The organism is Pseudonocardia oroxyli, from assembly GCF_900102195.1.
Taxonomy (GTDB): Bacteria; Actinomycetota; Actinomycetes; order Mycobacteriales; family Pseudonocardiaceae; genus Pseudonocardia; species Pseudonocardia oroxyli.
In genome coordinates this window covers 236,512-261,305 of the sequence record NZ_FNBE01000001.1, presented here as the reverse complement: position 1 = coordinate 261,305, position 24,794 = coordinate 236,512, and the positions used below count along the sequence as shown (strand labels likewise).

Genomic DNA, 24,794 nt, shown 5'->3' with positions numbered 1-24,794 from the left:
CGCCGTGACCGAGGTGCTCCCGCGGCTGCTGCTCGTCGAGGACGAGGCCGAGCTCGCCGCCATGCTCGCCGGGCTGCTCGTCGAGGAGGGCTACGCCGTCGACGTGGCCCCGGACGGGCACACCGGGCTGCACTACGGGCTCAGCCGGAGCTACGACGTCGCCGTCCTCGACCGTGGGCTCCCCGCGGTCGAGGGGCTCGACCTGCTGGGGCGCCTGCGCCGCAACGGGATCACGACCCCGGTGCTGGTGCTCTCGGCGCTGGGCAACCCCGCCGACCGGGTCGCCGGGCTGGACGCGGGCGCCGAGGACTACCTGGCCAAACCCTTCGACATCGACGAGCTGCTCGCCCGACTGCGGGCGCTGCGCCGCCGCCACCTGGACACCGCCCGCGCCCTGCCCGTCCCGGGCGGCCGTCTGGACCTCGACGCGCGCGAGGTCCACACGGACACCGGTCCGGTCGCCCTGTCGCAGCGCGAGGCGGAGCTGCTCGGGACCCTGGCGGCCCGCCCGAGGCAGGTCTTCACCCGCGAGGACCTGCTCGTCACCTGCTTCCCCGAGGCGGAGAACCCGGTCATCGTCGACACCTACGTGCACTACCTGCGGCGCAAGCTGGGCCGGCCCGTCGTGGACACCCTCCGAGGGCGCGGCTACCGGCTCGGTGCGCCGTGACCACGGGGGAGCAGGGCCTCGCCAGGCGGGCCGCCGTCCGACTGGGGGCGCAGGCCACCGGGCTGGCCGCCGTCCTCGTGGTCGTGCTGACCGCGGTCGCGGTCGTCGTCCTGGTCGAGGCCCAGCGCGCCCAGGTCACCGCCCAGCTGAACGGTGCGATCGCCCGTGCGGACGACGTGGACGACCCGCCCACCGGGATCCACCTCCTGCTGAGGGGACCCGCCGGTGTGGTCACGGCCTCACCGGGGGTGCCCGACGGCGTCGCGGACTTCGCGGCCCTCGCCGAGGCCGCCGCCGGGGGTGACCCGCCCGCCGTCGAGCGGAACGTCGGCGAGGTCCAGTACGAGATCGCGACGCAGCGGCGGGCGGACGGGACGACCGTGCAGGCGATCCTCGATCTGACCGCCAACCACGCCGAACGCAACCGGCTGCTGGCGACCATGCTGGTCACCGGCCTCCTCGGGCTGCTCGGCGCCGGGGCCGCCGGGACCTGGCTCGGATACCGCGCCCTGGCCCCGCTGTCGGCGGCGCTCGCCCTGCAGCACCGCTTCGTCGCCGACGCGGGCCACGAGCTCCGCACCCCGTTGACCCTGCTCGGCACTCGCGCCCAGATCCTGCGCCGCAGGCTGCGCCGGTCCTCGGACCCCGACGAGGAGGCGCTCGGGGAGGCCGACGGCGTGGTCGCCGACGCCGCCCGGCTCACGGCGATCCTCGAGGACCTCCTGCTCGCGGCCGACCCCCGCTCCGAGCGGGCCACCGAGCCCGTCGATCTCGCCGCGGTCGCCCACGAGGTCGGCCGAGCCGCGGGCGGCGCCGTGCGGGTGGAGGCGGACGCGCGGGCCGTGGTGCGCGGCAGCCCCGTCGCGCTCACCCGGGCGCTGACCGCGCTGGTCGACAACGCGGTCCGCCACGCCCGCAGCGCGGTGACCGTGGCGGTGCACACCGACGGGGGTCGGGCCGTGGTCGACGTGACCGACGACGGCGACGGGGTCGACCCGGCCGCGGCCCCCCGGCTGTTCGAGCGGTTCAGCACCGGGGCCCGGCCCGGTGACTCCGGGCGCCGCCGCTACGGCATCGGGCTCGCTCTGGTCGCCGAGATCGCCGCGGCCCACCACGGGCGCGTCGAGCTCGTGCCCACCCCGACCGGCGCCACGTTCCGTCTCACCCTGCCGCTCGGCTGAGTCCGGGCGGCCCCGCCACACCTCCAAGGATCTTCTGAGGATCGGCCACGACGATCGGCGTCGTGCCCACTTTCCTCTTCGGCCTGCCGCTGCACCCGCTCGTGGTGCACGCGGTCGTGGTCCTGGTCCCCGTCGCCGCACTCGGTGCGCTGGCCGTCGCGCTCTGGCCCGCTGCGAGGCGGCGGTGGGGGTGGGCGGTGGTCGTCGTGGTCGCCCTCGCCGCGGTGTCGGTCCCGCTCGCCACCAGCACCGGAGAGGGGCTCGAGCACAACCTGCCCCGCACCGCCGCCATCGCCACCCACGCCGAGCTCGGTGATCAGCTCCTCGTCGTCGTGGCCCCGCTGCTGCTGGTCGTGGTCGCGCTCGTGCTCGTGGAGCGGTCCCGCCGGACGGAGGGGCCGGGCTCCGCCCCGGCCGTGCGCGGCACGGTGCGGCGTGTGGCGATCATCGGACTCGCGGTGGCCACCGTCCTGCTCGCCGGCGCGGCCGCGGTGCAGGTCGTCCGGATCGGCGACAGCGGTGCGCGGGCGGCGTGGGGGGACGTCCAGTACACCCCGCAGCCCCGATCGCGGTGAGGGCCGGTGCGCTCCGCGAGGCCCTGACGCACCACCCCACCGCGCGGATCGCCGATCGGTACTGAGTCTCAAACTGAGACTGAGTACGTGTTGAGTTACTGTGATTCTGGACACGGGCACCGATCCAGGCCGCGCACCCGGTACGGCGGCCCGGGCCCGTCCCCGTCCGACCCGGTCGCGCAGCAAGTCCGGCGGCGGGGCGGGTCGAGTACCGGCCGCCCGGCGTCGGACCAGCGTGGGTGAGGGGACGACGCCGCGGCGGCCGGTCCCACAGCGACCGTGAGGAGTGGACGTGAGTCGACAGAGTCTGGGCAGGGCTCATCAGAAGATCCAGGAACTCGCCTGGGAACCGCAGTACCACGAGCCGTACATGAAGTACGGAACCGACTACACCTTCCGGAAGGCGGCGAAGAAGGACCCGCTCAAGCAGGTCCTCCGGAGCTACTTCCCGATGCAGGAGGAGAAGGACCACCGCGTCTACGGAGCGTCGGACGGTGCCGTCCGCGGCAACATGTTCCGCCAGGTGCAGGAACGCTGGATGGAGTGGCAGAAGCTGTTCCTGTCGATCATCCCGTTGCCCGAGATCAGCGCGGCGCGCTCGATGCCGATGCTGTTCCACGTGGTCCCGAACCCGGAGCTGCACAACGGTCAGGCGATCCAGATGATCGACGAGGTCCGGCACTCGACGATCCAGCAGAACCTCAAGCGCCTGTACATGAACAACTACATCGACCCGGCGGGCTTCAACAACAGTCTCCGCGCCTTCCAGAGCGACTACGCGGGGACCATCGGCCGCCAGTTCGCGGAGGGGTTCATCACGGGAGACGCGATCACCGCCGCGAGCGTGTACCTCACCGTCGTGGCCGAGACCGCGTTCACCAACGTCCTGTTCGTGGCCATGCCCGCGGAGGCCGCGGCGAACGGCGACTACCTGTTGCCGACCGTGTTCCACTCGGTGCAGTCGGACGAGTCGCGGCACATCTCCAACGGCTACGCCACGCTGCTGATGGCGCTGTCGGACGAGGACAACCGTCAGCTCCTGGAGCGCGACATCCGGTATGCGTGGTGGAACAACCACTGCGTCGTCGACGGCGCCATCGGCGTGTTCATCGAGTACGGCACCAAGGACCGGCGCAAGGACCGCGAGTCCTACGCCGAGATGTGGCGCCGCTGGATCTACGACGACTACTACCGCTCGTACCTCGTCCCGCTGGAGAAGTACGGCCTGGTCATCCCGCACGATCTGGTGGAGGAGGCCTGGAGCCGGATCTGGGACAAGGGCTACGTGCACGAGTTCGCCCAGTTCGCGGCGGCGGGTTGGGTCGCGAACTACTGGCGGATCGACGGGATGACCGACGAGGACTTCGAGTGGTTCGAGTACAAGTACCCGGGCTGGTACGACAAGTACGGCGCCTGGTGGGAGAACTACAACCGGCTCGCGGTCCCGAACGGGCACAACGCGATCGTGGCCGAGAACGTCGACTACGTGTACCCGATCCGCTGCTGGACCTGCATGGTCCCCTGCCTCATCCGTGAGGACATCCAGACCGCCGATGTCGACGGGCAGCACCGGGCCTACTGCAGCGAGACGTGCAAGTGGACGGACGTCGAGGCGTTCCGTCCGATCTATCAGGGCCGGGAGACGCCGAACATGGGCCGGCTGGTCGGCACCCGCGAGTGGGAGACGCTCTACCACGGCTGGAACTGGGCCGACGTCGTCTCGGACCTCGCGTACGTGCGGGACGACGGGAAGACCATGGTGTCGCAGCCACACCTCGACCTCGACCCGAAGAAGATGTGGACCCTCGACCACATGCGGCGGATGCCGCACTTCCAGAGCCCATTGACGTTGTTCAACGAGATGGACGACGCCGGACGGGCCGCCTACGTCGCCGACTACCGGCGTCAGGGCCCGGCGGGGAGGCCCGCCCCCGCCTCCTGATCGGTCACGACGTGCGCTGGCGGCCGGGTCCTCTCCGGGGTCCGGCCGTCAGTCGTGCGACGCGGAGGACCTCCCCGCGAACCGGAGGGTGACGTCCGGGCGCTCCGCCAGGTCGGCGGGGAAGTCGTCGCCGAGCCGGAACTCGACCCGCGCGGCATCGAGGGGCTCGCCGCAGCCCGAACACACCGAGTCCGCCCTGACGTCGAGGCCGCAGGCGGAGTGGCGCAGGACGACCGGCGGCCCCGCGCCGTCGTCGAGCCATCGGTCTCCCCAGGCGATCATCGCCGAGAGCACGCCGAAGAGCTCGCGGCCCTTCGGGGAGAGGAGGTACTCCTTGCGCGGCGGGTTGTCCTGGTAGAGCCGGGTCGTCAGCACGCCCGCGTCCACCAGCTTCCGCAACGTCCGGGACAGGGCGTTGCGGCTGATCCGCTGGTTGCGGTGGAAGTCCTCGTACCGTCGCACGCCCAGCACCGCGTCCCGGAGGACGAGCGGGGTCCAGGGATCGCCGATCAGCTCGGTGACTCGCGCGATCGAGCACGGGAAGCCGGACTCCGTCGGCGACATGCCTTCATCGTAGTTCGTTCGGCCACCGCCGCCGGCCGGCTCGGCGCGGGTGGTCGGGGTGGTCACGTGGGGGTCTCCTCGGCGGTGGCGTAGCGGGCGCGCAGCTCCGGCTTGCGGATCTTGCCGGTGGCGGCGGTAGGACACCGGCGTCGTCTCGCCGCCCCCGCCGTCCACCCAGCTGAAGCGCAGCAGGGTGGGCGGCCGGCAGCCTGCGCCGGCATCTCGCGTGCGGCGGCGATCCCGCCGGGCTGGGCCCTGCGGTCACCGCCGACGTCGAGCGGGCCGCCCGTGTCCTGGAGCGGGGACTCGGTGGCTCCGGCCACCCAGCGGCTCTCCTCCCTTCGCGGCCCGGCCGTGTGCGACGCTGAGCGGCGTGTACGAGGTCGGGGCCTTCGAGAGCTCGGAGTGCGTCTCGCTGGGCTGGCAGGCGAGGGTCGCGTCGCTGCACGGAGCGATGTCGATCCGCAGCGCCGCGGACGGCCCCTACATCGGCCGGCTCGTGTGGCAGGCGAGCCGCTCCTACTCGGTCGTCCGCTGGCGCGGCGCGCCCGAGCAGCTCCGCCGTGGTGACGCCGACCTCCGGGACGACCCGCGGGCCACCTTCGAGGTGCTCGCCCCGGTCCGTGGCACGGTGACCATCGAGTCGGGCGCTCGTGAGCTGACCGTGGCGCCTGGAGAGATCCTCGTCCTGCCGATGGACCGGCCGATGGTCTGCACGCACGACACCGCCTGCGAGGCCATCTGCCTGATCGCGCCGGCACCGCGCGTCCGCAGCCGTCAGGAGACGGGGCACGACGTCCTGCGCGTCGACCGCCGCGGTGGCCTCGGCAGCGTCGTGTGGAGCGCGCTGGAGGCGTTGGTCGCCGAGCGTGCCGCGCTGGACGTGGACGGGTTCGACGCGGCGTGCGACCGGCTGCTGGACCTCGTCCTCCTCGCCGCCGGGCGGGCCGACGGCGGCTCCTCCGCCGCCCCGAACGCCGAGCTCGTCGCCGCCGTCCGCCGGGAGGTCCGCCGCCGCATCTCCGACGTCACGCTCGACGGCGCCTCCGTCGCCGCCGCGCTGTCCTGGTCGCTGCGCCACGTGCAGGCGGTGCTGGCCCGCTCCGGCACGACGATGAGCGAGATCATCCGCGAGGAGCGCCTCGACCGCGCCTGGTCGATGGTCACCGACCCGCGCCGGCGCACGTCGTTGTCCCGCATCGCCGCCGAGTGCGGCTTCTCCACGCACTCGATGTTCTCGACCGCCTTCCGCGCGCGGTTCGGGACGACGCCTCGGGACGCGCGTGCCGCCACCGTCGTGCGCTGAGCCGCAAGGACCGTGCGCGGTGCCGCAAACCGCCGCGGCCCGTCCCGCCTAGCGTCGAGCCATGAAGATCGCGATCACCGTCGATGAGCTGATCCTCTGGGACGGGACGCCGATGCCCCCGGGGTACACGGCCTCCACCGTCATGGACGGGATGCTTCGGGCACTCCGGGAGCACCGGGTCGAGGGCGTGTACGGGTTCGCGCACACCAGCCCCGTCGCCGACCGCCCGGACGACCGGGAGGTCCTCGAGCGGTGGTGCGCGGCGGGCCATCACCTCGGCAACCACACGCACCACCACGCCTGCCTGAACTGGGTCGGTGCCCAGCGCTACTGCGACGACGTCCGCCTGGCCGAGGACGTCCTCGGCGACCTGCTCGAGGCGGCGCCGACGCGGTACTTCCGCCACGCGATGGACATGACCGGCCCCAGCGAGGCCCGCCGTGGCGAGGTGGAGGGCTTCCTGCGCGCGCAGCGGTACACGACCGCGCCGATCACCGCCTGGTTCGGAGACTTCGCCTGGACGGCGCCCTACGCCCGGGCGCTCCACGCCGCCGACCGGGATGCGGCGGCCATGCTGCGCACGTCGTTCGTGGAGGCTGCGGTGGCGCGGCTGCACGACCACGCGGAGGCCGGTCGCCGATTGTTCGGCGCGGACCTGCCCCTCATCTGGCTGGTGCACGGCACCGCGCTCGCGCAGGACGTGCTCGGCGAGATCCTCCAGCGGTTCACCGACGAGGGGGTGGAGCTCATCCCGCTCGACGAGGCGATGCGCCACCCGGTGCACCGCGTCCACTCACCGGTCACGCCGCTGTTCCGCAACCACCTCGAACGGATCGCGCTGGCCGCCGGTGACGAGGTCCCCGCGCCGCCGCCCGAGGCCGTCGCGCAGGTGATCACGTCGGGGCTCGCGGAGGGCGAGGACCCCATGGCCGTGTACGACGCGATCCTGCGCCGCATCGTCGACCGGGTCGACGGCACCTGGAACTGGAGCTGGGCGTGAACTCTCGCGAGGTGCAGCTGGTGCGGCGCCCCACCGGCGCCGTCGACGAGACCCTGTTCGGCGTCGTCGAGGTCGACGTTCCCGCGCCGCGGGAGGGCGAGCTCCTGGTGCGGTCCGTCGCGCTCAGCGCGGACCCGTCGATGATCCCGCGGCTGAGCGTGGACACCTACGCCCCCGCGTTCGGGCTGGGCCGGGCCGTCGAGTCGCGCGCCGTCGGGCAGGTCGTGGAGAGCCGCGCGGACGGGACGGCCGCGGGCGACTGGGTCGTCCACGGCGGCGGCTGGCGGGAGCTCGCGGTCGTCGACGCGGCCACCGTCCGGCGGATCCACCCCTCCGCGGACATCGGGCCCGAGGCGTGGCTGCACGCCCTCGGCGCATCCGGGCTGACCGCGGCGGTCGGGATCGACGTCGTCGCCCGGGTGCGGCCCGGGGATGTCGTCTGGGTCTCGGCGGCGGCAGGCTCGGTGGGGCTCGTCGCCGCCCAGCTCGCGCAGGCCCGCGGGGCCCGCGTGATCGGGTCGGCGGGTGGCGCGGAGAAGACCGCGTACCTGAGCCGGCAGGTCGGGCTCGACGCCGTCCTGGACCATCGCGCAGGCCCCATCGCGGACCAGCTCGCCGCCGCAGCGCCCGAGGGGATCGACGTCTACTTCGACAACGTGGGCGGCGACCATCTCGAGGCCGCACTCGACCGGCTCACGATCGGCGGCCGCATCGCCGCCTGCGGGATGATCTCCGGCTACGGCAGGCGGCAGACCGGACCGGCGAACATCGCCAACGTGATCGTCCGGCGGCTCCGGCTGGAGGGTTTCCTCGTCACCGACCACCTGGACCGCGCGGCTGCCGTCGAGGCCGAGTTGCGCGAGCTGATGGCCGGCGGCCGCCTCCGGGTCCCGGTCACCACGTTCGACGGCATCGAGCAGGCGCCGGCCGCCCTGCTGTCCCTGCTCCGCGGCGGCAACCTCGGCAAGACGATCGTGCGCCCGCGGCACCGTTCCACCGGGTGAGCGCACCACACTGAGAGCGGCCGCGGGGGAGGAACCGGATCTCGACGTCGTCGGATCCGGGTCACGGTCCCGGGGGCGCGGGCGGGGCGGATCGCTCCCGTCGGTCGCCGAAGGGACGCTCATGAAGATCGGTCTGCAGGTCTCGGACTTCACCGTCGCCGGGGGGCCGCCCGCGCTCGCGGCCGACCTGCGGCGGACGGCGGTGGCCGCGGAGGACGCCGGGTTCGCGCGGCGACCTGTTCGGGGAGCGGATCATCCCGATCGCCGCCGGGTTCTGAGCGCACCCGGGTCACAGACCCCGGGCCGCCGACGCGGCGAGCATGACGACACAGCGGGAAGGAGCATCGACGTGGATGCGGCGGAGAGGACGGTCGTGACGTCGGACGGCGTGCGGCTGGCGGTGACCGACACCGGGAGAGGCGTTCCGGTGGTGTTCCTGCACGAGTACGCGGGAGACCGGCGAGGCTGGGCGGGCCAGGTCGCGGACCTGGCCGTCGACCACCGCTGCGTGACGGCGGCGGCGCGCGGCTACCTGCCCTCGGACGTGCCGACCGACCCCACCGCGTACTCCTGGGAGCACGCGGTCTCCGATGTGGTGGCGGTGCTGGACGCGCTCGGCCTGGAGAGCGCCCACCTCGTGGGCCTGTCGATGGGCGGCTACACCGCCCTGCAGCTCGGGCTGCGCCACCCGGACCGGGTGCGCTCGGTCCTGGCGGCGAGCGTGGGGTCGGGCTCCGACCCCGCGACGCGCCCGGCGTCCCTGGCCGAGACCGAGGTCGTGGCCGCCGAGCTGCGGGCCCGCGGAGCGGCTTTCGTCGGCAGGCGCATGGGCGAGGGGCCCAGCCGGGTCCAGCTGAGGGCGGCCGACCCGACGGCCTGGGCGGAGATGGTCGCGCAGTTCGCCGAGCACGACGTGGAGGGTCTGGAGGATCCGCGCCGCTTCAACGACCTCCTGCGCTGGTTCCTCGGCCGGGTCCAGCGGGATTCCTGGCCCGAACGCGACCCGCGGTCCCGCGCCACCTTGCAGTTCGACCTCGAACGGGCCGAGTCTGATGCCCGGTAGCGGAGTCCTCGCGGGGAGGAGCCCCAGGGACGAGGCCCAGAGCAGCGAGGTGGAGCGCGCGATGAACCCGCGGGCGTTGGAGGCGTGGTCGAAGAGCTTCCTGGCGGGACAGGACGCGGAGATCAGGGCGGCGCTGCTGGGCGACAGCAGGGTCGTGACCTACCCCGCGGGCGCGGTCGTGTGCCGGGCGAACGACGACTACCGCGTGGCGCTGATCCACAGTGGCCGGATCCGGGCCGCCATCACGTCGTGGGACGGGCGCGAGGTCACCACCCGGTACATGACCGTCGGGCAGGTCACCGCCGTGCCGGCCATGCTCACGCACGGGGCCCCCGCCTCCCTGCACGCCGTCACGGCCAGCGAGGTCTCGGTGCTCAACCCCGACACGTTCCGGCGGTAGATGCGACAGCATCCCGAGCTGAGCTACCAGGTGGCGGTCTACCTCGCGGAGTCCACGTACGAGACCGTCGCCTACTACGAGGACAACCTGTTCGGGTCCGTGCAGCAGCGGGTGAGCCGCCACCTCCTCGAGATGGCGACGCCCACGGTGGAGGGCCTGCTCGTGCAGACGGAGCAGGCCGAGCTGGCCAACGCGATCGGCTCGGTGCGCGAGGTCGTGGCGCGGGCGCTGAAGAAGCTGAGCGACACCGGGGCGATCCGCCGCTCGCGGCGGCAGATCTGGATCGAGGACCCGGGCCTGCTCCGCTCGCTGGCGTCGAGTCCGCTCGGCGGCTGGACGCGGGACCGCCATGAGGATTGATCCCGAGCTGCGGGTGGCCGCAGCCCGTCCGCGGCTCGACCGCGCCGACCCGGCCACGGCACGTCGGCTCACAGCGGGTCCCGCGCCCGAGGCGGTCGCGGATGTCACGGTCTGGGAGCACGAGGTCCCGAGCACCGACGGGCACGCCGTCCGGCTGCGGCGCTACCGACCGGACGACCGGACGTTCGCGGGCACGGTCTACCACGTGCACGGCGGCGGTTTCGTCCTCGGCGACCTGGACTCGGGCCACCTCCGGAACGCGGAGATCGCCCGGTCGGCGCGGACGTGGTCGCCGTCGAATACCGGCTGGCGCCGGAGCACCCCTTCCCGGCACCCCTCGAGGACATCCCCGTCGCGCTGACCGCCTTCGGGCCCGCCACGCTGGCCCTGGCGGGCCGGGCCGCCGACATGGTCATCCTGCACACCTACTTCGCGGACGAGACGGTCGCCCGCTGCGTCGAGCGGGTCCGGACCGCGGCCGAGCGGGCGGGCCGCGACCCGGCCGCGGTGCAGGTGTGGTCCTGCTACGCGACCGTGCCCGACACGCTGGGGGAGGAGGCGCGGCTCCGCAAGACCGTGGCCCGCCTCGCCACCTACCTGCAGGTCTACGGGGACCTCCTGGTGGCCACCAACGAGTGGGACCCCGCCGCCCTGCGACGGTTCCGCGCGGACCCGGTCGTCGCGGGCCTGGGCGGCTGGGCCGACGTGGTCGCCACCCGTGCGGAGATCGAGCACATCGCCTCGGTGCTGCCCGAGGAGTGGCTCGCCCCGGCGGCGACGGGCTCGGTTGAACACTGCGCCGCGCAGGTCCGCGCCCAGTTCGATCTCGGCGTCGACGGGGTGATCATGCACTGCGCGACGCCGGCGGAGCTGGAGCCCGTGGTCAAGGCGTACCTGGCCTAGGCAAGCCCCGTGGCGACGCTCCCCGTGGTCCTCGAGGGTGCGCGCCGACGGGTGTGCTCGTCAGCCCGGCCCGAAGGCCCGCAGGAAGGTGTCGACCGCGGTCCGCGAGATCTCGGCGAGCTCCGCCTCGGACAGCGGGCGGGTCCCGAAGCGGGTCCGGCCGTCGAGGCCGCCGGTGAGCAGGCTCCCGAGGTGCTCGGCGACGGCGGGATCGCTGATGCGCAGGTGACCGCCGACCGAGAGCGCGAGCAGCCGCGCTCGTCGTCGGCGGGACGGCACGCCCGAGCGGCTGAGCCGCCCCGGCGCGTCAGAGGCGGAAGAGCCGGCTCGCGTTGCCGGAGCTGAACGCCTCGCGCTCACCGTCGCCGAAGTGCTGGAGGAAGGCGGTGATCTCCTCGCGGCTCGGCTGCTGGAAGGGGTAGTCGGTGGAGAAGAGCAGGCGGTCCGGGGTCGTGACGGTGCGGACGTGGTCGAGCAGGGCGGGGTTCAGCATCCCGGAGGCCGTGATCCAGAAGTGCTCGCGCACGTACTCGGAGACCGAGCGGCGCAGCCCGGCGATCCGCGCCAGCGAGTCCGCCCGGTCCAGCCAGAACAGCAGCAGCTCGCCCCAGTGGCCGAGCACCACCCGCAGGTCGGGATGGCGGTCGAAGGTGCCCCGCAGGATCAGTCGCAGCGCCGCCGTCGCCGCCTCGACGTGCCAGCCCCAGCCGAAGGTCGCGAGCCCGAGCTCGACGAGCGGCTCGAAGCCCCGGTAGGCGGCCGCGCGCAGGGCGTCCGGCGGGATCTGGGGGTGTAGGAACACCGGCTGGTGCAGGGCGGCGGCGGTCGCGAGCACGCCCTCCAGCGCCGGATCGTCCAGGGGGAGTGCGCCGGAGCGGCCGTAGACCATGGCGCCGACGGCTCCGAGGTCCGCGGCCCGGCGCAGCTCGTCCGCGGCGTGCTCCGGGGATGCGAGGGGGAGGGTGGACAGGAACCGGAACCGGGTCGGGTGCCTGCGGACGGCCTCGGCCGCCGTGTCGTTCGCCGCCCGGCTCAGCCGCACCGCCGCCGCGGGGGCCAGCGCCTGGGTCCCCGGCGGGGTCAGGGACAGGATCGCGACGTCCACGCCCTGCGCGTCCATCACGGCGAGCCTGCCCTCGGCGAGGTCGGTGAGCCGCTCCGCGGTGTCGCCGTGGTCGTTGAGCACCAGGCTCTCGTCCGGGTGCGGGGTCGCACCGAGGGCGGCCGCGAGGTCGGGGAGCATCCAGTGCTCCTCGATGGCGACGAGGGTCATGACGCCGCCCCCTCGGGCGCGCGACCGTGCCGTCCGGGGTGGCGGGCGGCTTCCTGCTGCCGGTCGACGACGGCCTCGCCGTGGCGCACGGCCCAGTCGGTCAGCATCCTGATCGGCTCCTCGAGCGTGCGGCCCAGCTCGGTCAGGCCGTACTCCACCCGGGGCGGGGCCTCGGCGTGGACGTGCCGCTCGACCAGGCCGTTGTCCTGCAGACGCCGCAGGGTCTGCGTCAGCACCTTGCGGGAGACACCCCCCACGCGATCGACGAGCTCACCGTGTCGGACCGGGCCGTGGCGCAGCGCGAACAGCACGATCACGGCCCACTTGCCGGTGATCACCTCCAGGGTGAGGCGGGTCGGGCAGTCGGCGAGGAAAACGGTGCCGAGACGGGTGCTCACGGGCCCGATCATGGCACGCCGAGAGGTACCCGGGGGTAACCGTCGGCTTCCTAGTGTCCGGGTCATGACACCACGCACCGCACCCACCTCCCGCACGTTCGTCCTGGTCCACGGCGCCTGGCACGACGGGCGGGTCTGGCGACGGGTCGTCCCGCTGCTCGAGGCCCGCGGACACCGCGTCCTGACCCCCTCGCTGACCGGCCACGGCGACAGGGCCCACCTGCTGGGCCCCGACGTGGGCCTGTCCACCCACGTCGAGGACGTGCTCACCACCATCGCCGACCACGACCTGACCGACGTGGTGCTCGTCGGCCACAGCTACGCGGGCATGGTCGTGTCGGCGGTCGCCCACCGCATCCCCGACCGCATCTCCCACCTGGTCTTCGTCGACGCCATGGTCCCCACCCACGGCGAGAGCGCCCTCGACGTCATGCCGGTCACCCGGCTGATGATCGACGCCGCCGCGGACCCCGCGCACCCGTGGCGCATCCCGCCCCTGCCGGAGATGCCCGCGCCCCGCGGCCTGTTCGGCGTCACCGCTCCCGAGGACCTCGCCTGGCTGCGACCCACCCTCGGCGACGAGTCGGTCCGCTGCTTCCTCGAGCCGGTCGTCATGGACGACCCCGCTGCCGACGCGATCCCGCGCACCCACATCCTCTGCGTCGGCGCCGGGCCCGCCGCCGACCACCCCGCCGCCGAGCCCGTGGTCCGGCGGCCCGTCCCCGCCCGCGGACCCGACGGGACACCCTCCCGGATCCGGGAGCTCCCCACCGGCCACGACTGCATGATCACCGAACCGGCCGCGCTCACCGAGCTGCTCCTCGAAGCCGGCTCACCCTGACCCGGCGCGGAAGCCACCTCTCACCCGGTGCCGTCCCTGAGCGTGGCGCAGGACTCCTTGAGCTTGGTGTTGAACACGCCGGCGTCGTCGATCACGGTTCCGTCGAGGAGGCGGTGATCAGGACGTGCCGGCGGAAGCTGGACTGAACTCGGCGCCGTTGTCGGTCTGGATCTTCTTGATCTGGAAGGGCAGTCGGGTCAGGACGTAGTCCAGGAACTGGATGGCGGTTTTCTGGTCGGAGCGTGGGTAGATCCTCAGCACGCGTAGGCGGGTGCAGTCGTCGATGGCGGTGTACTACTCCACACACGCTCGCTCATGTGGAACTCCTCGATCTAGGAGCCCAAACCGTCAACGACGTCTGTCAGTTCTGGATGCACCTACGGTGGGTCTGATCTGCATGAGGCGAACAGGTGTTCGATTTATGGGTGATGAGCTGCTATGATGACTGCATGACCACGACTCTCGCAGACCCTCCGACGGTGGCGGGTGTCGTGCCGTCGCGGGAGGAGCGGGCCGCAGGGTTCGCCCGGATCGAGCGGCTGGTCGCGCTGCGGAACCGGATCGACGCCGAGATCGCCGAGGAGGTCCGGGCCGCGGCGCAGCGGGAGGTGCAGGCCCGTCTGCAGGAGGCGCTGGTCGATCCCGAGCGGGTCGAGGCGAGCATCATCGGGCAGCTCGGGCTCGCCCTGCGGGTCTCCCCGACCCGGGCCCGCACCCAGCTGCGCCTCGCCCGTGACCTGCACGCCGGGCTGGACACGATCCGGCAAGCGTTCGCGGCCGGGGAGCTCGACGAGCGGCGGGTCGCCGCGATCGTGGCCGCGGCCAGACACCTCGACCCCACCCCACGCGCCGAGCTCGACCGCCGACTCTCGCTCCATGACCTGCCCCTGCTCGGGGTGCGGCGAATCGCCGACCTCGCCCGGACGGTCGCGGCGGCGGTGGCGCCGGAAGCCTTCGCCGAACGCGCCCGTGCCGCCCGCCGGGACCGGCAGGTCACGATCTCTCCCGCCGAAGACGGGATGGCGGTGCTGCGGGCGCTGCTGCCGATGGAACAGGGCATCGCCTGCTACGCCGCGCTTCGCAAAGCGGTCACCGAACACTGGGTCGGGCCCGAGCCGGTCACCCGCACCCGCGGACAGATCATGGCCGACACCCTCATCGAACGCCTCACCGGAGAGTCTGCGGCCGCCCCGGCGCGGGTGGAGATCCAAGTCCTCGTACCGGTCGAGTCCCTGCTGGACCCCGACTCCCCGCTGCCCGCGGAGATCCCCGGGTTCGGCCCCACCGACCTCCTCGACCAGGCCACCTGTGTGGGGTGGCGGCGGCTGGCCACCCGGGACGGCATCGTGATCGGCGGCGACTCCCGCCGCCGCGCCTTCGGCGGGGTGCTGGCCGACTGGATCCGCGCCCGGGACCGTGGCCGGTGCACCGAACTCGGTTGCGACGCCCCGATCGAACACCTCGACCATCGCAGACGCTGGTCGGAGGGTGGCCCGACGAGCCTGGGGAACGGCCGGGGTACCTGCGCGTTCCACAACCAGCTGCGGGAACAACCCGGCTGGCACCTCACCGACCGCACCACCACGACCCCCACCGGCCGCCGCTACACCCTGCGGTCCTAGCCCGGCGAACGCTCGCTCACATCCACTGAGCCGACGCGCCGTTCGCTCCACCTGCGATGTCGTCTACCACCGCGCGGCGCGACGGCGGCTACTCCACCCGGACGTGGCCCGGGGCATCGACCGTCGAGCGGTGCCAGCGGAGGGGGTCGTCCTCCAGGGCGGCGCGGTCCCAGCGGCCGAGGTCCGCGGCGGCCTCGTAGGTGGTGCGGAGGAACTCGGCGACGGCGCGGTCGGGGTCGGCGGCGGCGCGGGCGGCCTCGTAGGGGAACAGGAACTGCTGGAACTCGGGGCTGAAGAACGCGCCGTCCGGACCGACGGGCCGGTCGGCGAACCCGTCGGGTGCGGGGTAGGCGTAGGAGTAGAACGCGCCCTCGTCCCCGCCGCCGGGCCAGAACCCGCAGCTGGACAGCTCGCGCGAGTACCCCTCGACCATGACCCAGTCCCCGCAGTTCGGCACCCCGCCGGGGTGGGGCGGGGCCGGGCGTCCGGAGAAGCGGGTGCAGGCCAGGTCGAACGACCCCCAGAAGAAGTGCACCGGGCTGACCTTCCCGACGAAGTGCGACCGGAACTCGCCGAGCACCCGGTCGGCCTGCAGCAGCTGGCGCCAGAACAGGGTGGCGGCCTCGGCGTCGTAGGAGGCGTGCTGGTGGTCCTCGGCGAACGGTACGGCCGGGTCGACCTCGGTGGGGACCGGCCGGATCGGCGCCTCGACGCCCAGCCGCCCGAGCACGTCGAGCAGCCGGGCGTAGAACTGCGCCACCGACATCGGCTCCAGCGGCAGGCTCTCCGTGCCCGCGTCGCTGCTGCGGACCTCGAGCCGGTGCTCGACGAAGTCGAACTCGATCGCGAAGGCGCCCGTGCCGTACGGGATCGACGAGGTCGTGAGCCCGCGGGGGCTGACGTAGAGGGGTACCTGCCACCAGTGGTTGAGCAGCGGCGCGTGGGCCATGCGGATCTTGCCCACGATCTGGGTCCACATGTGCAGGGTCTCCCGCGTGGGGGTCCAGTCCGCGACCCGCAGGGTCGGCCAGCCCGCCGTGGGGCCGGTCATCGGAGCTCGGGTGTGGCGTGGGCGGAGCCGGTCATGGGGTCCCTTCGGGTGTGTCGGTCGGTCGCGGCGACGGAACAGGGGAATGGTAGGACGAGGAGGTCGACGCGCCCGTCGTTCGACGGGTGGGACGGCGAGGGAGTGGCGATGCGGCCGGCGGTGGACAAGGTGATGCCCGAGGCGTGGCAGGCGGCGCAGGCCTTCTCCGCCGCGATCCGGGACGCGGCGGCGGCGCGCGGGCTCTCGGCGCGGGAGGCGGAGCTGATCAAGGTTCGCGCCTCCCAGCTCAACGCCTGTGCGTTCTGCCTGGACCTGCACTCCCGCCAGGCCCGCCAGGCGGGCGTCGGGCGACAACAGCTGGACCTGCTGCCCGCCTGGCGCGAGACCGGGCTGTTCGACGACCGGGAGCGGGCGGTGCTCGCCGTCGCCGAGGCGGCGACCGCGCTGCCCGTGACCGACGAGGCGGCGGCGGACCTGCTCGGCGCGCGAGCGGTGCTCGGTGAGGAGGCCTTCGTCGCCGCCGAGTGGGTCGCGGTCACGATCAACGCCTTCAACCGGATCTCCATCCTCAGCGAGCACCCCGTCCGTCCGCGCGACGGCGACGGGAGGCTCGTCCGGTGACGACCCCGGCGGGCGGCCTCGGCCCCATCCGGTCACCGCGGCGGGCTCGGCCGGGTCGGCCCAGGCATCGGGGCATCGAGGCCGAACCGCCCACATGATCCACGTCTGGGGAGCGGGGAGGTCGATCTCCGACCGCCCGGCTCCCGACGAGTGGATCACCGGGCCCGGAGGGGAGCCGCTCAGCCGCGCGTCTGGTACTCGCGGGCGATGTCCACGAGCAGCTGGTGCATGGCGAGCTCGGCCGGGGCGCGGAGCCGGTCCTGGCGGTGGGCCAGCAGGATCCGGCGGGACGGGGCGTCCCGCCCCAGGCTGAGCACGCGGACGTCCGGGTGGGGGGTCGTGACCGCGGTCCGCGGGGCGAGGGCGATCCCGAGGCCGACGCTGACCATCGCCTGGGCCTCCTGATAGTCGTTGGCCTGGAACGAGATGCGCGGGGTGAAGCCCGCCGCGCGGCAGCTGCGCTCAAGGACCTCGGCGACGGGGTGGTCGTGGGCGCGCACGATCCAGTCCTCGTCCGCGAGCTCGGCCATGCTCGTCTGGCGGCGCCGGGCGAGGCGGTGGTCCTGGGCCAGGACGACGACGGTCGGGTCGTCCAGCAGCGGGGTCAGCGAGAACTCCTGCGCGTCCATGCGGTGCCAGTCGTAGTCCCAGAGCAGGGAGAGCCCGACGGTCCCGTTCTCCAGCATCGTCAGGAGCTCGTCGAGGCGGGCGCTGCGCACGTCCAGCCGGATGTCGGGGTACTGGCGGCGGAACCGGCTGACCACGAGCGGCATGAGCGCGCTCGCGACCGTCGGGAAGGTGCCGACGGCCAGGGTGCCGCGGCGGAGCCCGGCGAGCTCGGCGAGGTCGGCCTCGGCCGCTTCGAGCCTGCGCACCAGGTGGCGGGCGTGCCCGGCGAGCAGCGCCCCCGCCTCGGTCGGGCGCACCCCGCGCGCCTGCCGGTGCAGGAGGGGCTGCCCCGCCTCCGCCTCGAGCCTGCGGAGCTGCTGGGAGACCGCGGAGGGCGAGTAGCCGAGCTGCTCGGCCGCCGCCGTCATCGAACCGGAGTCGAGCACCGCGGCCAACAACGCGAGACGGCGCACGTCCAGCACGAGAATCTCCTCCTACGCATCTGCAGCAGTCGCGAAACCGGTTCAGTTCTGCTTCAGACTCGACCCTACCGCTGAGCAGACCCTTTCGGATCTCTGCGGCGGGTTACCGGTTCTCAGCGCCTGCTCGGCATGAAGTATTGCTTCAACCCCCTGCGCAGAGTCGTGATTGTGCTGCACGTCCTTCGGCCTCACCGTGACCGTGTTCGCATTCGGCAACGGCGGCCGCCACCGCCTCGACAGGAGTGGCAGTGCGAGACATCCACGCGACCTTGATGCGCGGAGGGACCAGCAAGTGCTGGGTCTTCGAGCACGACGCGCTCGCGGTCCCCGGACGCGGGGTCGACGAGGTGCTGTTGCGCCTCTACGGCAGCCCCGACCCCCGTCAGCTCGACGGCGTCGGCGGCGCCACCTCCACCACCAGCAAGGCGGTGCTCCTCTCGCCGAGCGCCCGCCCGGACGCGGACGTCGACTACACCTTCGCGCAGGTCGGCATCAGCGACGGCCGGGTCGACTGGACCAGCAACTGCGGCAACTGCTCGGCGGTGGTCGGGCCCTACGCGCTGCGCCGGGGCTGGGTCGTCCCCACCGGCGACGTCACCGAGGTCCGGGTGCACAACACCAACACCGACCAGCTCATCGTCCTCGAGGTCGCGACCCCCGGCGGCGAGGTGCAGGAGGAGGGCGACGTCGTCATCCCCGGGGTGGCGACCCCGGGCCTCGGCGTCCGCATGTGGTTCGTGGACCCGGGCGGCCGCACGACCGGCGCCCTGTGGCCGTCCGGCCGCAGGACCGACGAGATCGACGGGGTGCCGGTCACCCTCGTCGACGCCGGCGCACCGGTCGTCGTCGTGCCCGCGGGCGCCGTGGGCCTGACCGGGCGGGAGTCGATCTCCGAGATCGACTCCGACCCCGCGCTCCTGGCCCGGCTCGACGGCATCCGGCGGCGGGGGGCGGTGCTGATGGGCCTCGCCACGGAGCCGGCGCAGGCCGCCCGCGCCACCCCCAAGCTCGCGCTCGCGGCGGCGGGTGTGCCGGGCCGCTCCGACCTGACCATCCGCATGCTGTCCATGGGCCGCGCCCACCCCGCGCTCGCCGTGACCGGCAGCATCGCGCTCACCCTGGCCGCCCGTGAGCCGGGTACCGTACTCGCGGACCTGGTCAGCGGGGATCGGGACACGGTGAACCTGGACATGGACACGCCTGCCGGAGTGGTCAGCACGGCGATCGCCGACCGCGAGGGCCGCACCGCCGTCGGGGTGTGGCGCACCGCCCGCCGGCTCGCCGACGCTCTGCTCGCCCTCCCGGAGGGCGCGCCGACGACACACGCCGAACGACCGACCGCCGGCGCCGCGCACGCCGCCTAGCTCGCCACCAGGCACCCGACCCGTCCGACGGGGGAGGCGCCGCCCGGACCCGCCTGACCTCGACACCCGAAGGACAACGATGTCACCGCAACTGCTCTCCATCCTCATACTCGGCGGCATCTTCGTCGTCGCCACGCTCCTGCCGATCAACATCGGGATCCTGGCCTTCGTCGGCTCGTTCATCGTGGGGACGTTCGTCCTCGGGCTGGACGAGAAGGAGATCTTCGAGGGCTTCCCCGTCTCGCTGTTCGTGACCGTCGTCGGCGTCACCTATCTGTTCTCGGTGGCGAAGCTCAACGGCACCATCGACCTCCTGGTGGACGCAGGCGTCCGCCTGGTGCGGGGCCGCGCCATCCTGGTGCCCTGGGTGCTGTTCGCCCTCGCCGCGGTGCTCACCGCGCTCGGCACGTTCACCCCCGCCGCGGTGGCGCTGCTCGTCCCGATCGGCATGAACTTCGCCTTCAAGTACCGGATCAGCCCGCTGATGATCGGCATGATGGTCATCTGCGGCGCGCACGCGGGCGCCTTCTCCCCGATGGCGGTCTCCGGTGCGCTGGTCTTCGGCATCGTCGCCGAGTCCGGGCTGTCGGTGTCCGCGGCGGTGCTGTTCTTCGCCAGCATGGCCTTCAACATGGCGCTCGCGGCCGTGACCTACGTGCTGCTCCGCCGCCGCGGCGAGGAGAGCTTCGCCGAGCAGCCCCCGGCGTCCGACCCGACCGACCCGACCGACTCGACCGACCTGCCCGACCTGCCCACGGGTGGCGGCGGCACCGCGACGATGGTCCGGCCCCCGCGCGTCGCGGTGAACGCCAAGCAGACCGCGACGCTGGTGGCCCTGGTCGGCCTGGTCGTCGGCGCGCTGGCCCTGCACCTGCAGATCGGGTTCCTCGCCCTCGCCGCGGGCGCGCTGCTCGGGCTGATGGACAAGGAGAACCTGGGCAAGGCCATCGACGGGATCAGCTGGCCGACGATCCTGCTGGTCGCGGGCATGGTCACCTACGTCGGCGTACTGGAGCACGCGGGCACCATCGAGTGGGTCTCGCACGCCGCCGTCGGCATCGGCGCCCCGCTGCTGGTGGCGCTCGTGCTCTGCCTCACCGTCGGCATCACCTCGGCGTTCGCCTCGTCCACGGCCATCCTCACCGCGGTGATCCCGATGGCGATCCCGCTGCTGCTCACCGGGTCGCTGCCGGCCGCGGGCGTCATCGCCGCGATGGCGATCTCCACCACCATCGTCGACGTGTCCCCGTTCTCCACCAACGGCGCGCTCGTGCTGGCCAACGCCCGAGGCGTCGACCGGCAGCGCTTCTACAAGCAGGTCATCACCTACACCTGCTTCATCGTCGGCCTCGGGCCGATCGCGGCCTGGGCCGTGCTGGTCCTGCCGGGCGTGTTCTAGAGAGCCCGCACGCGCACGCGTCCCACCCCCGACCCGCTTCCCGCGGGCCGGGGGTGGCCGCGTTCGGGCCCTCGTCCCCGGTGGCGGACGGGGGACGTCCGGTGCGAGGATGGCGACCGACGGACGGTTGAGTTCCCAGCCCTTCCACGGTTTCCGGGTGTCCCAGGTGGGAGTGAGGCGTGACGGTTCTCGTCGAGAGTGGACATGACGGCTGACGCCGCCACCACGGCGTCCTCCTCGGCGACGGTCGACGGCGTGCTCGCCGACGTGGTGGAGCAGGCCCGCGTCCTGCTGGCCGCGGACACCGCCGCCGTGCTGCTGGCCGACCCGTCCGGACGGATGCTGGTCGCCGCCGCGGCGCGCGGGATCGCCGGTGAGGTGCAGCAGGGTGTGCAGGTCCCGGTCGGCGCGGGCTTCGCCGGGCGGGTCGCCGCGGAACGGCGGCCGGTCGCGGTGGACCGCGTCGAGCCCGGCACGGTGCTCAACCCGTTGCTGTGGCGGGCGGGGATCCAGTCCCTGCTCGGGGCACCGTTGTCCGTCGACGGCGAGCTGATCGGGGTGCTGCACGTCGGCAGCCTGGCCCCCCGGCGCTTCTCCGTGGGCGACGAGGAGTACCTGCAGCTGTTGGCGGACCGGGCCGCGGCGGCGATCCACGGGGAGCTGATGCGCGCGCGGCGGGAGAGCGCGGCGATGCTGCAGCGCTCCTTCCTGCCCGAGCGGCCCACCGAGGTCGACGGGTTCACGCTGGCCTCCCGCTACGTGGCGGGTGATCGCCGAGGCATCGTCGGTGGCGACTGGCACGACACGGTGCTGTTGCCGGCCGGGGGGCTGCTGCTCGTCGTCGGGGACGTGCTGGGGCGCGGCCTCGGTGCGGCGCAGACCATGATCCAGGTGCGCACGGCCCTGCGCGCCTACGCGTTGGAGACCGACGACCCGGCCGACCTGCTGACCCGCCTCGACCGCCATGTCCGGACCTTCCATCCCGGCCAGCTGGCCACGCTGTGGTGTGCGGTGCTCGATCCCGCCGACGGGCGGATGCGGATGTCCTCCGCCGGGCACCCGCCGCCGGTCCTGGCCCGCCCGGGGGGCGCCGCCGCCGTCCTCGAGCTGGCGCCCGGTGTGCCGGTGGGGGTGGCGTTCGACGCGCCGCGGCTCGGGTCGGAGATCACCCTGGAGCCCGGCGGTGTGCTCTGCGCGTTCACCGACGGCCTGGTCGAACGCCGCGGGGTGAGCCCGGACGTGGGGCTCGAACGGCTCGTCGAGGTCGTCGCCGCGGGCGCGGAGACCCCGGACGGGCTCTGCGCCGGGATCATGGCCGCGCTGGTCGGGGACCGTCCGGCGGACGACGACGTCGCGCTCCTGGTCGTCCGCCGGGAGTAGCGGCGCAGGTCACCGAGGGGGGTCCGCGATCCTCACCGACCCTTCCGGAGGATGCCGATCAACAGCTCGGCGAGGCTCGCGGTGGGGCCCGGGGAGGGGCGGTAGCGGGCGCAGTCGCACTGCGCGCAGTCCGAGCCCGCACGGAAGTGTTCGTGCAGGGACGCGCCGTGGGTGCAGTGGCAGGGCGCCTGCTCGGGTCCGCGGTCCGGAGCGGGTGCGGCGGACGTCGTCGGTGTCTCCGGCGACGCGGCGCGCTGGGCGGGGATCGACGGCGGGCGGGTGGAGGTGGTCGGACGGTCGGGCTCGGTCCTCATGGGGGCGGTTCCTTTCGCCGGGGGGACATCCGGGCTATCGGCGCCGCCGCCGTCGACGCTTCGGAGCGGGCGGAAGTCCACCCGGACGTGGAGTCCAGCGCGCCGGGTCGACCGTTCCCGGTCGCTCTCGGTGAGCGTGGCGGTGAGAGGGCTGCCCGAGTGGAGCAACCGTCGTCACGTCGCGCGGGCGTCGGTGGAGCGAACGGCGCGTCGGTTCACCGGGTATGAGCGAGCGCGCCGGTCGTCGTGGTCGGGTGTGGCGTGGCGGGTCCCGCGGACGGGGAGCCGCCCCGCTCCTATCGTGGTGCGGTGCGCCCCGACGAGCCGACGACCCGCGTCCTGCACACCGTCCGGGTGCTCGGGTACGCCGAGCCCGCGCGGATCGCGGACCGGCTGGGGCTGCCGGAGCCCGCCGTGTCCGAGGCCCTGCTCGACGCGGAGGCGTACGGCTGGGTCCGGCACGCCGACGGCGGCTGGTCGGCCACCGACCGGGGTCGGGCGGAGGGGGAGCGGCGGGTCGCCGCCGAGCTGGACGCCGCCGACGCGCGGGAGACGGTCGCGGCTGCGCACCGCGACTTCCTCCCGCTCGACGACGTGGTGGAGGCGGCCTGCGCCGCGTGGCAGCAGCGCCAGCTCGGCCTCGGCGAGGCCGCGGTCGGGCAGGCCGAGACGCTCGTCGTCCTGCGTCGCGCGGCCGGCGCGGTGGCCGAGCTCGAGGCGCGGCTCGTGGCCGTGCTGCCCCGGTTCGCCGGCTACCACCGCCGGTTCGCCGCGGCCCTCGCCGTGGCGGACACCCAGGAGGCGTGGATCACCGGGCTCGACCGCGACTCCTGCCACCGCGTGTGGTCCGAGCTCGGCCAGGACCTGCGGACGACCCTGGGCGCTGCCTAGTGCTCCCTAGACCGGCGTCTGCTCCCGGGCCCGCAGGTCCTTGCGCAGGATCTTGCCCGAGGCGGACTTGGGGATGGCGTCGATGAACTCCACGACCCGCACCTTCTTGTAGGGCGCGATCCGCTCGGCCACATAGGCCATGACGTCCTCCGCCGTGAGCGCCGCGCCGGGTTGGACCACCACGAAGGCCTTCGGCACCTCCTCGCCCTCGGCGTCCTGCACCCCGATCACGGCGGCGTCCGCGACGGCGGTATGGGTGAGCAGCAGCGCCTCGAGCTCGGCGGGCGGCACCTGGTAGCCCTTGTACTTGATCAGTTCCTTGACCCGGTCGACGATCCGGAAGTAGCCGCGCTCGTCGACGGTCGCGACGTCCCCGGTGTGCAGGAAGCCGTCCGCGTCGAGCGTCGCCGCGGTCGCGGCGGGGTTGTTCAGGTAGCCGGCCATGACGTTCGGCCCGCGGACCCACAGCTCGCCGCGTTCGCCGGGCCCCACGTCCAGGCCGGTCTCCGGGTCGACCAGCCGCGACTCGACGTTCGGGAGCCCGTAGCCGACACCGCCCAGGTCGTCGTCCGGGCGGCGCTCGTCCATCGAGTGGCTGACCGGGGACAGCTCGGTCATGCCATAGCCCTGGAGCACGACGCAGTCCAGCCTGCGCCCGACGGCGTGGCCCAGCTCGGCGTCGAGCGGCGCGGCCCCGGAGAACACCCCCTCCACACCGGACAGGTCGAACTCGTCGACCATCGGGTGCTTGGCGAGCGCGACGGCGACCGGCGGGGCGATGTACAGCCTGCTCACCCGGTACTCGGAGACCACCCGGAGGAAATCGCGCAGGTCGAAGCGGGGCATCGTGACGACCGTGGCCCGGCGGTGCAGGCCGTGGTTCATCATCACCGTCATGCCGTAGATGTGGAAGAACGGCAGCACGGCGAGGATCCGGCTCGACGCGTCCACGCGCCCCATCGGCGTGTACTGCAGCAGGTTCGCGACGAGGTTGCGGTGGGTGAGGACCACCCCCTTGGCCAGCCCGGTGGTGCCGGACGAGTAGGGCAGCACCGCGGTGTCCGACGGGAGCACCTCGCTCGGGGGTGCCGCTGCGGTGCTCGCGAGCAGGTCGGCGAGGGATGCGCGGCCCTCCACCGGGTCGAGGGTGAGCACGTCGGCGTCCGACAGGCCCGCCTGCGCGGCCGCGGGCAACGCCCGGTCGAGGAAGGGGGACACCGTGACCAGCGTGGTGGCCCCGGAGTCGGTGAGCTGGTGGGCGAGCTCGGTGGGGGAGTACAGGGAGTTCGCGCTGGTCACGATCCCGTTGGCGCGCAGCACCCCGTGGAAGACCGCGACCCAGGCCGGGCTGTTGGGGGCGAACAGCGCGACGACGTCCCCCTTGCGCAGCCCCCGCTCGTGCAGCGCGGCGGCGACCCGGGTGACCATGCCGTCGAGCTGGGCGAACGTGACCGCGGTGCCGGTCGCACCGTCGACGAAGGCCTCGGCGTCCGCCCGGTCGCCGAAGCCCGCCCCGAACAGGAACTCGTGCAGCGAGACCTCGGGGACCTCGACGGGCTCGTAGGGGCTCGGGATGATCCTCAT

At 73.5% G+C, this 24,794-nt stretch carries 29 protein-coding genes; 19 read left to right on the top strand and 10 right to left on the bottom strand.

Annotation, left to right across the window (positions count from 1 at the left end; translation table 11 throughout):
- Nucleotides 1-4: 4 nt before the first annotated feature.
- The 4 genes from BLS43_RS01260 (at nucleotide 5) to BLS43_RS01245 (ending at nucleotide 4,368) form a co-directional block, all read left to right on the top strand.
- Nucleotides 5-670, top strand: a complete 666-nt coding sequence (locus BLS43_RS01260; protein WP_281245799.1) for a response regulator transcription factor — start codon at nucleotides 5-7, stop codon at nucleotides 668-670.
- Nucleotides 667-1,851: a sensor histidine kinase gene (locus BLS43_RS01255; protein ID WP_093075209.1), complete on the top strand. Its 1,185-nt coding sequence runs from the start codon at nucleotides 667-669 to the stop codon at nucleotides 1,849-1,851. The genes BLS43_RS01260 and BLS43_RS01255 overlap by 4 nt, the downstream gene beginning before the upstream one ends.
- Nucleotides 1,852-1,913: 62 nt before the next feature.
- Entirely contained in the window at nucleotides 1,914-2,426 is a 513-nt protein-coding gene (locus BLS43_RS01250; protein WP_093075206.1) for a DUF2231 domain-containing protein, read from the top strand.
- Nucleotides 2,427-2,733: 307 nt separating this feature from the next.
- On the top strand, nucleotides 2,734-4,368 hold the full coding sequence (locus BLS43_RS01245; RefSeq protein ID WP_176921135.1) for a ferritin family protein: 1,635 nt from the start codon (nucleotides 2,734-2,736) through the stop codon (nucleotides 4,366-4,368).
- Nucleotides 4,369-4,416: 48 nt separating this feature from the next.
- Here BLS43_RS01245 and BLS43_RS01240 read toward each other — a convergent pair whose 3' ends face one another.
- Both BLS43_RS01240 and BLS43_RS29200 read right to left on the bottom strand, forming a co-directional pair.
- Nucleotides 4,417-4,932 carry a winged helix-turn-helix transcriptional regulator gene (locus tag BLS43_RS01240; RefSeq protein ID WP_093076060.1) on the bottom strand — a complete coding sequence of 172 codons (516 nt, stop codon included), beginning with the start codon at nucleotides 4,930-4,932 and terminating at the stop codon, nucleotides 4,417-4,419.
- 62 nt (nucleotides 4,933-4,994) lie between these two features.
- The gene (locus tag BLS43_RS29200; RefSeq protein ID WP_143029909.1) at nucleotides 4,995-5,255 is read right to left on the bottom strand and encodes a hypothetical protein; all 261 of its coding nucleotides are present in this window, start codon (nucleotides 5,253-5,255) and stop codon (nucleotides 4,995-4,997) included.
- Nucleotides 5,256-5,305: 50 nt separating this feature from the next.
- On the opposite strand from BLS43_RS29200, the gene BLS43_RS01235 reads away from it, so the two are divergent.
- From BLS43_RS01235 to BLS43_RS01205, 8 genes are all read left to right on the top strand, one after another.
- Nucleotides 5,306-6,238, top strand: coding sequence for an AraC family transcriptional regulator (locus tag BLS43_RS01235; RefSeq protein ID WP_093075203.1), 933 nt, complete (start codon nucleotides 5,306-5,308; stop codon nucleotides 6,236-6,238).
- Nucleotides 6,239-6,299: 61 nt separating this feature from the next.
- Nucleotides 6,300-7,238 (top strand): polysaccharide deacetylase family protein, encoded by a 939-nt coding sequence (locus tag BLS43_RS01230; RefSeq protein ID WP_093075200.1) that lies wholly within the window; start codon nucleotides 6,300-6,302, stop codon nucleotides 7,236-7,238.
- Nucleotides 7,235-8,242 carry an NADP-dependent oxidoreductase gene (locus tag BLS43_RS01225; RefSeq protein ID WP_218129675.1) on the top strand — a complete coding sequence of 336 codons (1,008 nt, stop codon included), beginning with the start codon at nucleotides 7,235-7,237 and terminating at the stop codon, nucleotides 8,240-8,242. Before BLS43_RS01230 ends, BLS43_RS01225 begins: the two co-directional genes overlap by 4 nt.
- 349 nt (nucleotides 8,243-8,591) lie before the next feature.
- A complete protein-coding gene (locus tag BLS43_RS01220) occupies nucleotides 8,592-9,305 on the top strand; it encodes an alpha/beta fold hydrolase (RefSeq protein ID WP_245707229.1) in 714 nt (237 codons plus the stop codon).
- Entirely contained in the window at nucleotides 9,295-9,705 is a 411-nt protein-coding gene (locus tag BLS43_RS30400; protein WP_218129674.1) for a Crp/Fnr family transcriptional regulator, read from the top strand. Before BLS43_RS01220 ends, BLS43_RS30400 begins: the two co-directional genes overlap by 11 nt.
- Entirely contained in the window at nucleotides 9,706-10,065 is a 360-nt protein-coding gene (locus BLS43_RS30395) for a Crp/Fnr family transcriptional regulator (RefSeq protein ID WP_218129673.1), read from the top strand. It abuts the gene before it with no gap.
- The gene (locus BLS43_RS29785; RefSeq protein ID WP_176921123.1) at nucleotides 10,055-10,426 is read left to right on the top strand and encodes a hypothetical protein; all 372 of its coding nucleotides are present in this window, start codon (nucleotides 10,055-10,057) and stop codon (nucleotides 10,424-10,426) included. The genes BLS43_RS30395 and BLS43_RS29785 overlap by 11 nt, the downstream gene beginning before the upstream one ends.
- Nucleotides 10,351-10,968 (top strand): LLM class flavin-dependent oxidoreductase, encoded by a 618-nt coding sequence (locus BLS43_RS01205; protein WP_093075188.1) that lies wholly within the window; start codon nucleotides 10,351-10,353, stop codon nucleotides 10,966-10,968. The genes BLS43_RS29785 and BLS43_RS01205 overlap by 76 nt, the downstream gene beginning before the upstream one ends.
- A 60-nt stretch (nucleotides 10,969-11,028) precedes the next feature.
- On the opposite strand, the gene BLS43_RS01200 is transcribed toward BLS43_RS01205, so the two are convergent.
- The 3 genes from BLS43_RS01200 to BLS43_RS01190 are packed head-to-tail and all read right to left on the bottom strand — an operon-like array spanning nucleotide 11,029 to nucleotide 12,639.
- A complete protein-coding gene (locus BLS43_RS01200; protein ID WP_218129672.1) occupies nucleotides 11,029-11,247 on the bottom strand; it encodes a TetR/AcrR family transcriptional regulator C-terminal domain-containing protein in 219 nt (72 codons plus the stop codon).
- A gap of 28 nt (nucleotides 11,248-11,275) precedes the next feature.
- Nucleotides 11,276-12,241, bottom strand: coding sequence for an amidohydrolase family protein (locus BLS43_RS01195; protein ID WP_093075180.1), 966 nt, complete (start codon nucleotides 12,239-12,241; stop codon nucleotides 11,276-11,278).
- Nucleotides 12,238-12,639: a winged helix-turn-helix transcriptional regulator gene (locus tag BLS43_RS01190; protein WP_245707228.1), complete on the bottom strand. Its 402-nt coding sequence runs from the start codon at nucleotides 12,637-12,639 to the stop codon at nucleotides 12,238-12,240. Before BLS43_RS01190 ends, BLS43_RS01195 begins: the two co-directional genes overlap by 4 nt.
- A gap of 64 nt (nucleotides 12,640-12,703) precedes the next feature.
- Here BLS43_RS01190 and BLS43_RS01185 point away from each other — a divergent pair, with 64 nt between their 5' ends.
- On the top strand, nucleotides 12,704-13,480 hold the full coding sequence (locus BLS43_RS01185) for an alpha/beta fold hydrolase (RefSeq protein WP_093075174.1): 777 nt from the start codon (nucleotides 12,704-12,706) through the stop codon (nucleotides 13,478-13,480).
- A gap of 117 nt (nucleotides 13,481-13,597) precedes the next feature.
- Here BLS43_RS01185 and BLS43_RS29780 read toward each other — a convergent pair whose 3' ends face one another.
- Nucleotides 13,598-13,741 (bottom strand): hypothetical protein, encoded by a 144-nt coding sequence (locus BLS43_RS29780; RefSeq protein ID WP_176921122.1) that lies wholly within the window; start codon nucleotides 13,739-13,741, stop codon nucleotides 13,598-13,600.
- Nucleotides 13,742-13,929: 188 nt separating this feature from the next.
- Here BLS43_RS29780 and BLS43_RS01175 point away from each other — a divergent pair, with 188 nt between their 5' ends.
- On the top strand, nucleotides 13,930-15,102 hold the full coding sequence (locus BLS43_RS01175; RefSeq protein ID WP_176921121.1) for an HNH endonuclease: 1,173 nt from the start codon (nucleotides 13,930-13,932) through the stop codon (nucleotides 15,100-15,102).
- 88 nt (nucleotides 15,103-15,190) lie between these two features.
- Here BLS43_RS01175 and BLS43_RS01170 read toward each other — a convergent pair whose 3' ends face one another.
- Nucleotides 15,191-16,153, bottom strand: coding sequence for a DUF5996 family protein (locus BLS43_RS01170; protein WP_093075168.1), 963 nt, complete (start codon nucleotides 16,151-16,153; stop codon nucleotides 15,191-15,193).
- A gap of 144 nt (nucleotides 16,154-16,297) precedes the next feature.
- Here BLS43_RS01170 and BLS43_RS01165 point away from each other — a divergent pair, with 144 nt between their 5' ends.
- On the top strand, nucleotides 16,298-16,771 hold the full coding sequence (locus BLS43_RS01165; RefSeq protein ID WP_093076058.1) for a carboxymuconolactone decarboxylase family protein: 474 nt from the start codon (nucleotides 16,298-16,300) through the stop codon (nucleotides 16,769-16,771).
- Nucleotides 16,772-16,950: 179 nt separating this feature from the next.
- Here BLS43_RS01165 and BLS43_RS01160 read toward each other — a convergent pair whose 3' ends face one another.
- Nucleotides 16,951-17,862 (bottom strand): LysR family transcriptional regulator, encoded by a 912-nt coding sequence (locus BLS43_RS01160; RefSeq protein ID WP_093075165.1) that lies wholly within the window; start codon nucleotides 17,860-17,862, stop codon nucleotides 16,951-16,953.
- 248 nt (nucleotides 17,863-18,110) lie between these two features.
- Here BLS43_RS01160 and BLS43_RS01155 point away from each other — a divergent pair, with 248 nt between their 5' ends.
- From BLS43_RS01155 to BLS43_RS01145, 3 genes are all read left to right on the top strand, one after another.
- A complete protein-coding gene (locus tag BLS43_RS01155; protein ID WP_218129670.1) occupies nucleotides 18,111-19,226 on the top strand; it encodes a PrpF domain-containing protein in 1,116 nt (371 codons plus the stop codon).
- A gap of 79 nt (nucleotides 19,227-19,305) precedes the next feature.
- Complete coding sequence (locus tag BLS43_RS01150) at nucleotides 19,306-20,625, top strand: SLC13 family permease (RefSeq protein ID WP_176921120.1); 1,320 nt, start codon at nucleotides 19,306-19,308, stop codon at nucleotides 20,623-20,625.
- Nucleotides 20,626-20,829: 204 nt separating this feature from the next.
- Nucleotides 20,830-22,005, top strand: a complete 1,176-nt coding sequence (locus BLS43_RS01145; RefSeq protein ID WP_093075159.1) for a PP2C family protein-serine/threonine phosphatase — start codon at nucleotides 20,830-20,832, stop codon at nucleotides 22,003-22,005.
- Nucleotides 22,006-22,037: 32 nt separating this feature from the next.
- Here the strand turns inward: BLS43_RS01145 and BLS43_RS01140 are convergent, their stop codons facing one another.
- A complete protein-coding gene (locus BLS43_RS01140; protein WP_093075157.1) occupies nucleotides 22,038-22,319 on the bottom strand; it encodes a hypothetical protein in 282 nt (93 codons plus the stop codon).
- 309 nt (nucleotides 22,320-22,628) lie between these two features.
- Here BLS43_RS01140 and BLS43_RS01135 point away from each other — a divergent pair, with 309 nt between their 5' ends.
- Nucleotides 22,629-23,210, top strand: a complete 582-nt coding sequence (locus tag BLS43_RS01135) for a helix-turn-helix domain-containing protein (RefSeq protein ID WP_093075154.1) — start codon at nucleotides 22,629-22,631, stop codon at nucleotides 23,208-23,210.
- A 6-nt stretch (nucleotides 23,211-23,216) separates the two neighbouring features.
- On the opposite strand, the gene BLS43_RS01130 is transcribed toward BLS43_RS01135, so the two are convergent.
- Nucleotides 23,217-24,794, bottom strand: coding sequence for an AMP-binding protein (locus BLS43_RS01130; protein WP_093076053.1), 1,578 nt, complete (start codon nucleotides 24,792-24,794; stop codon nucleotides 23,217-23,219).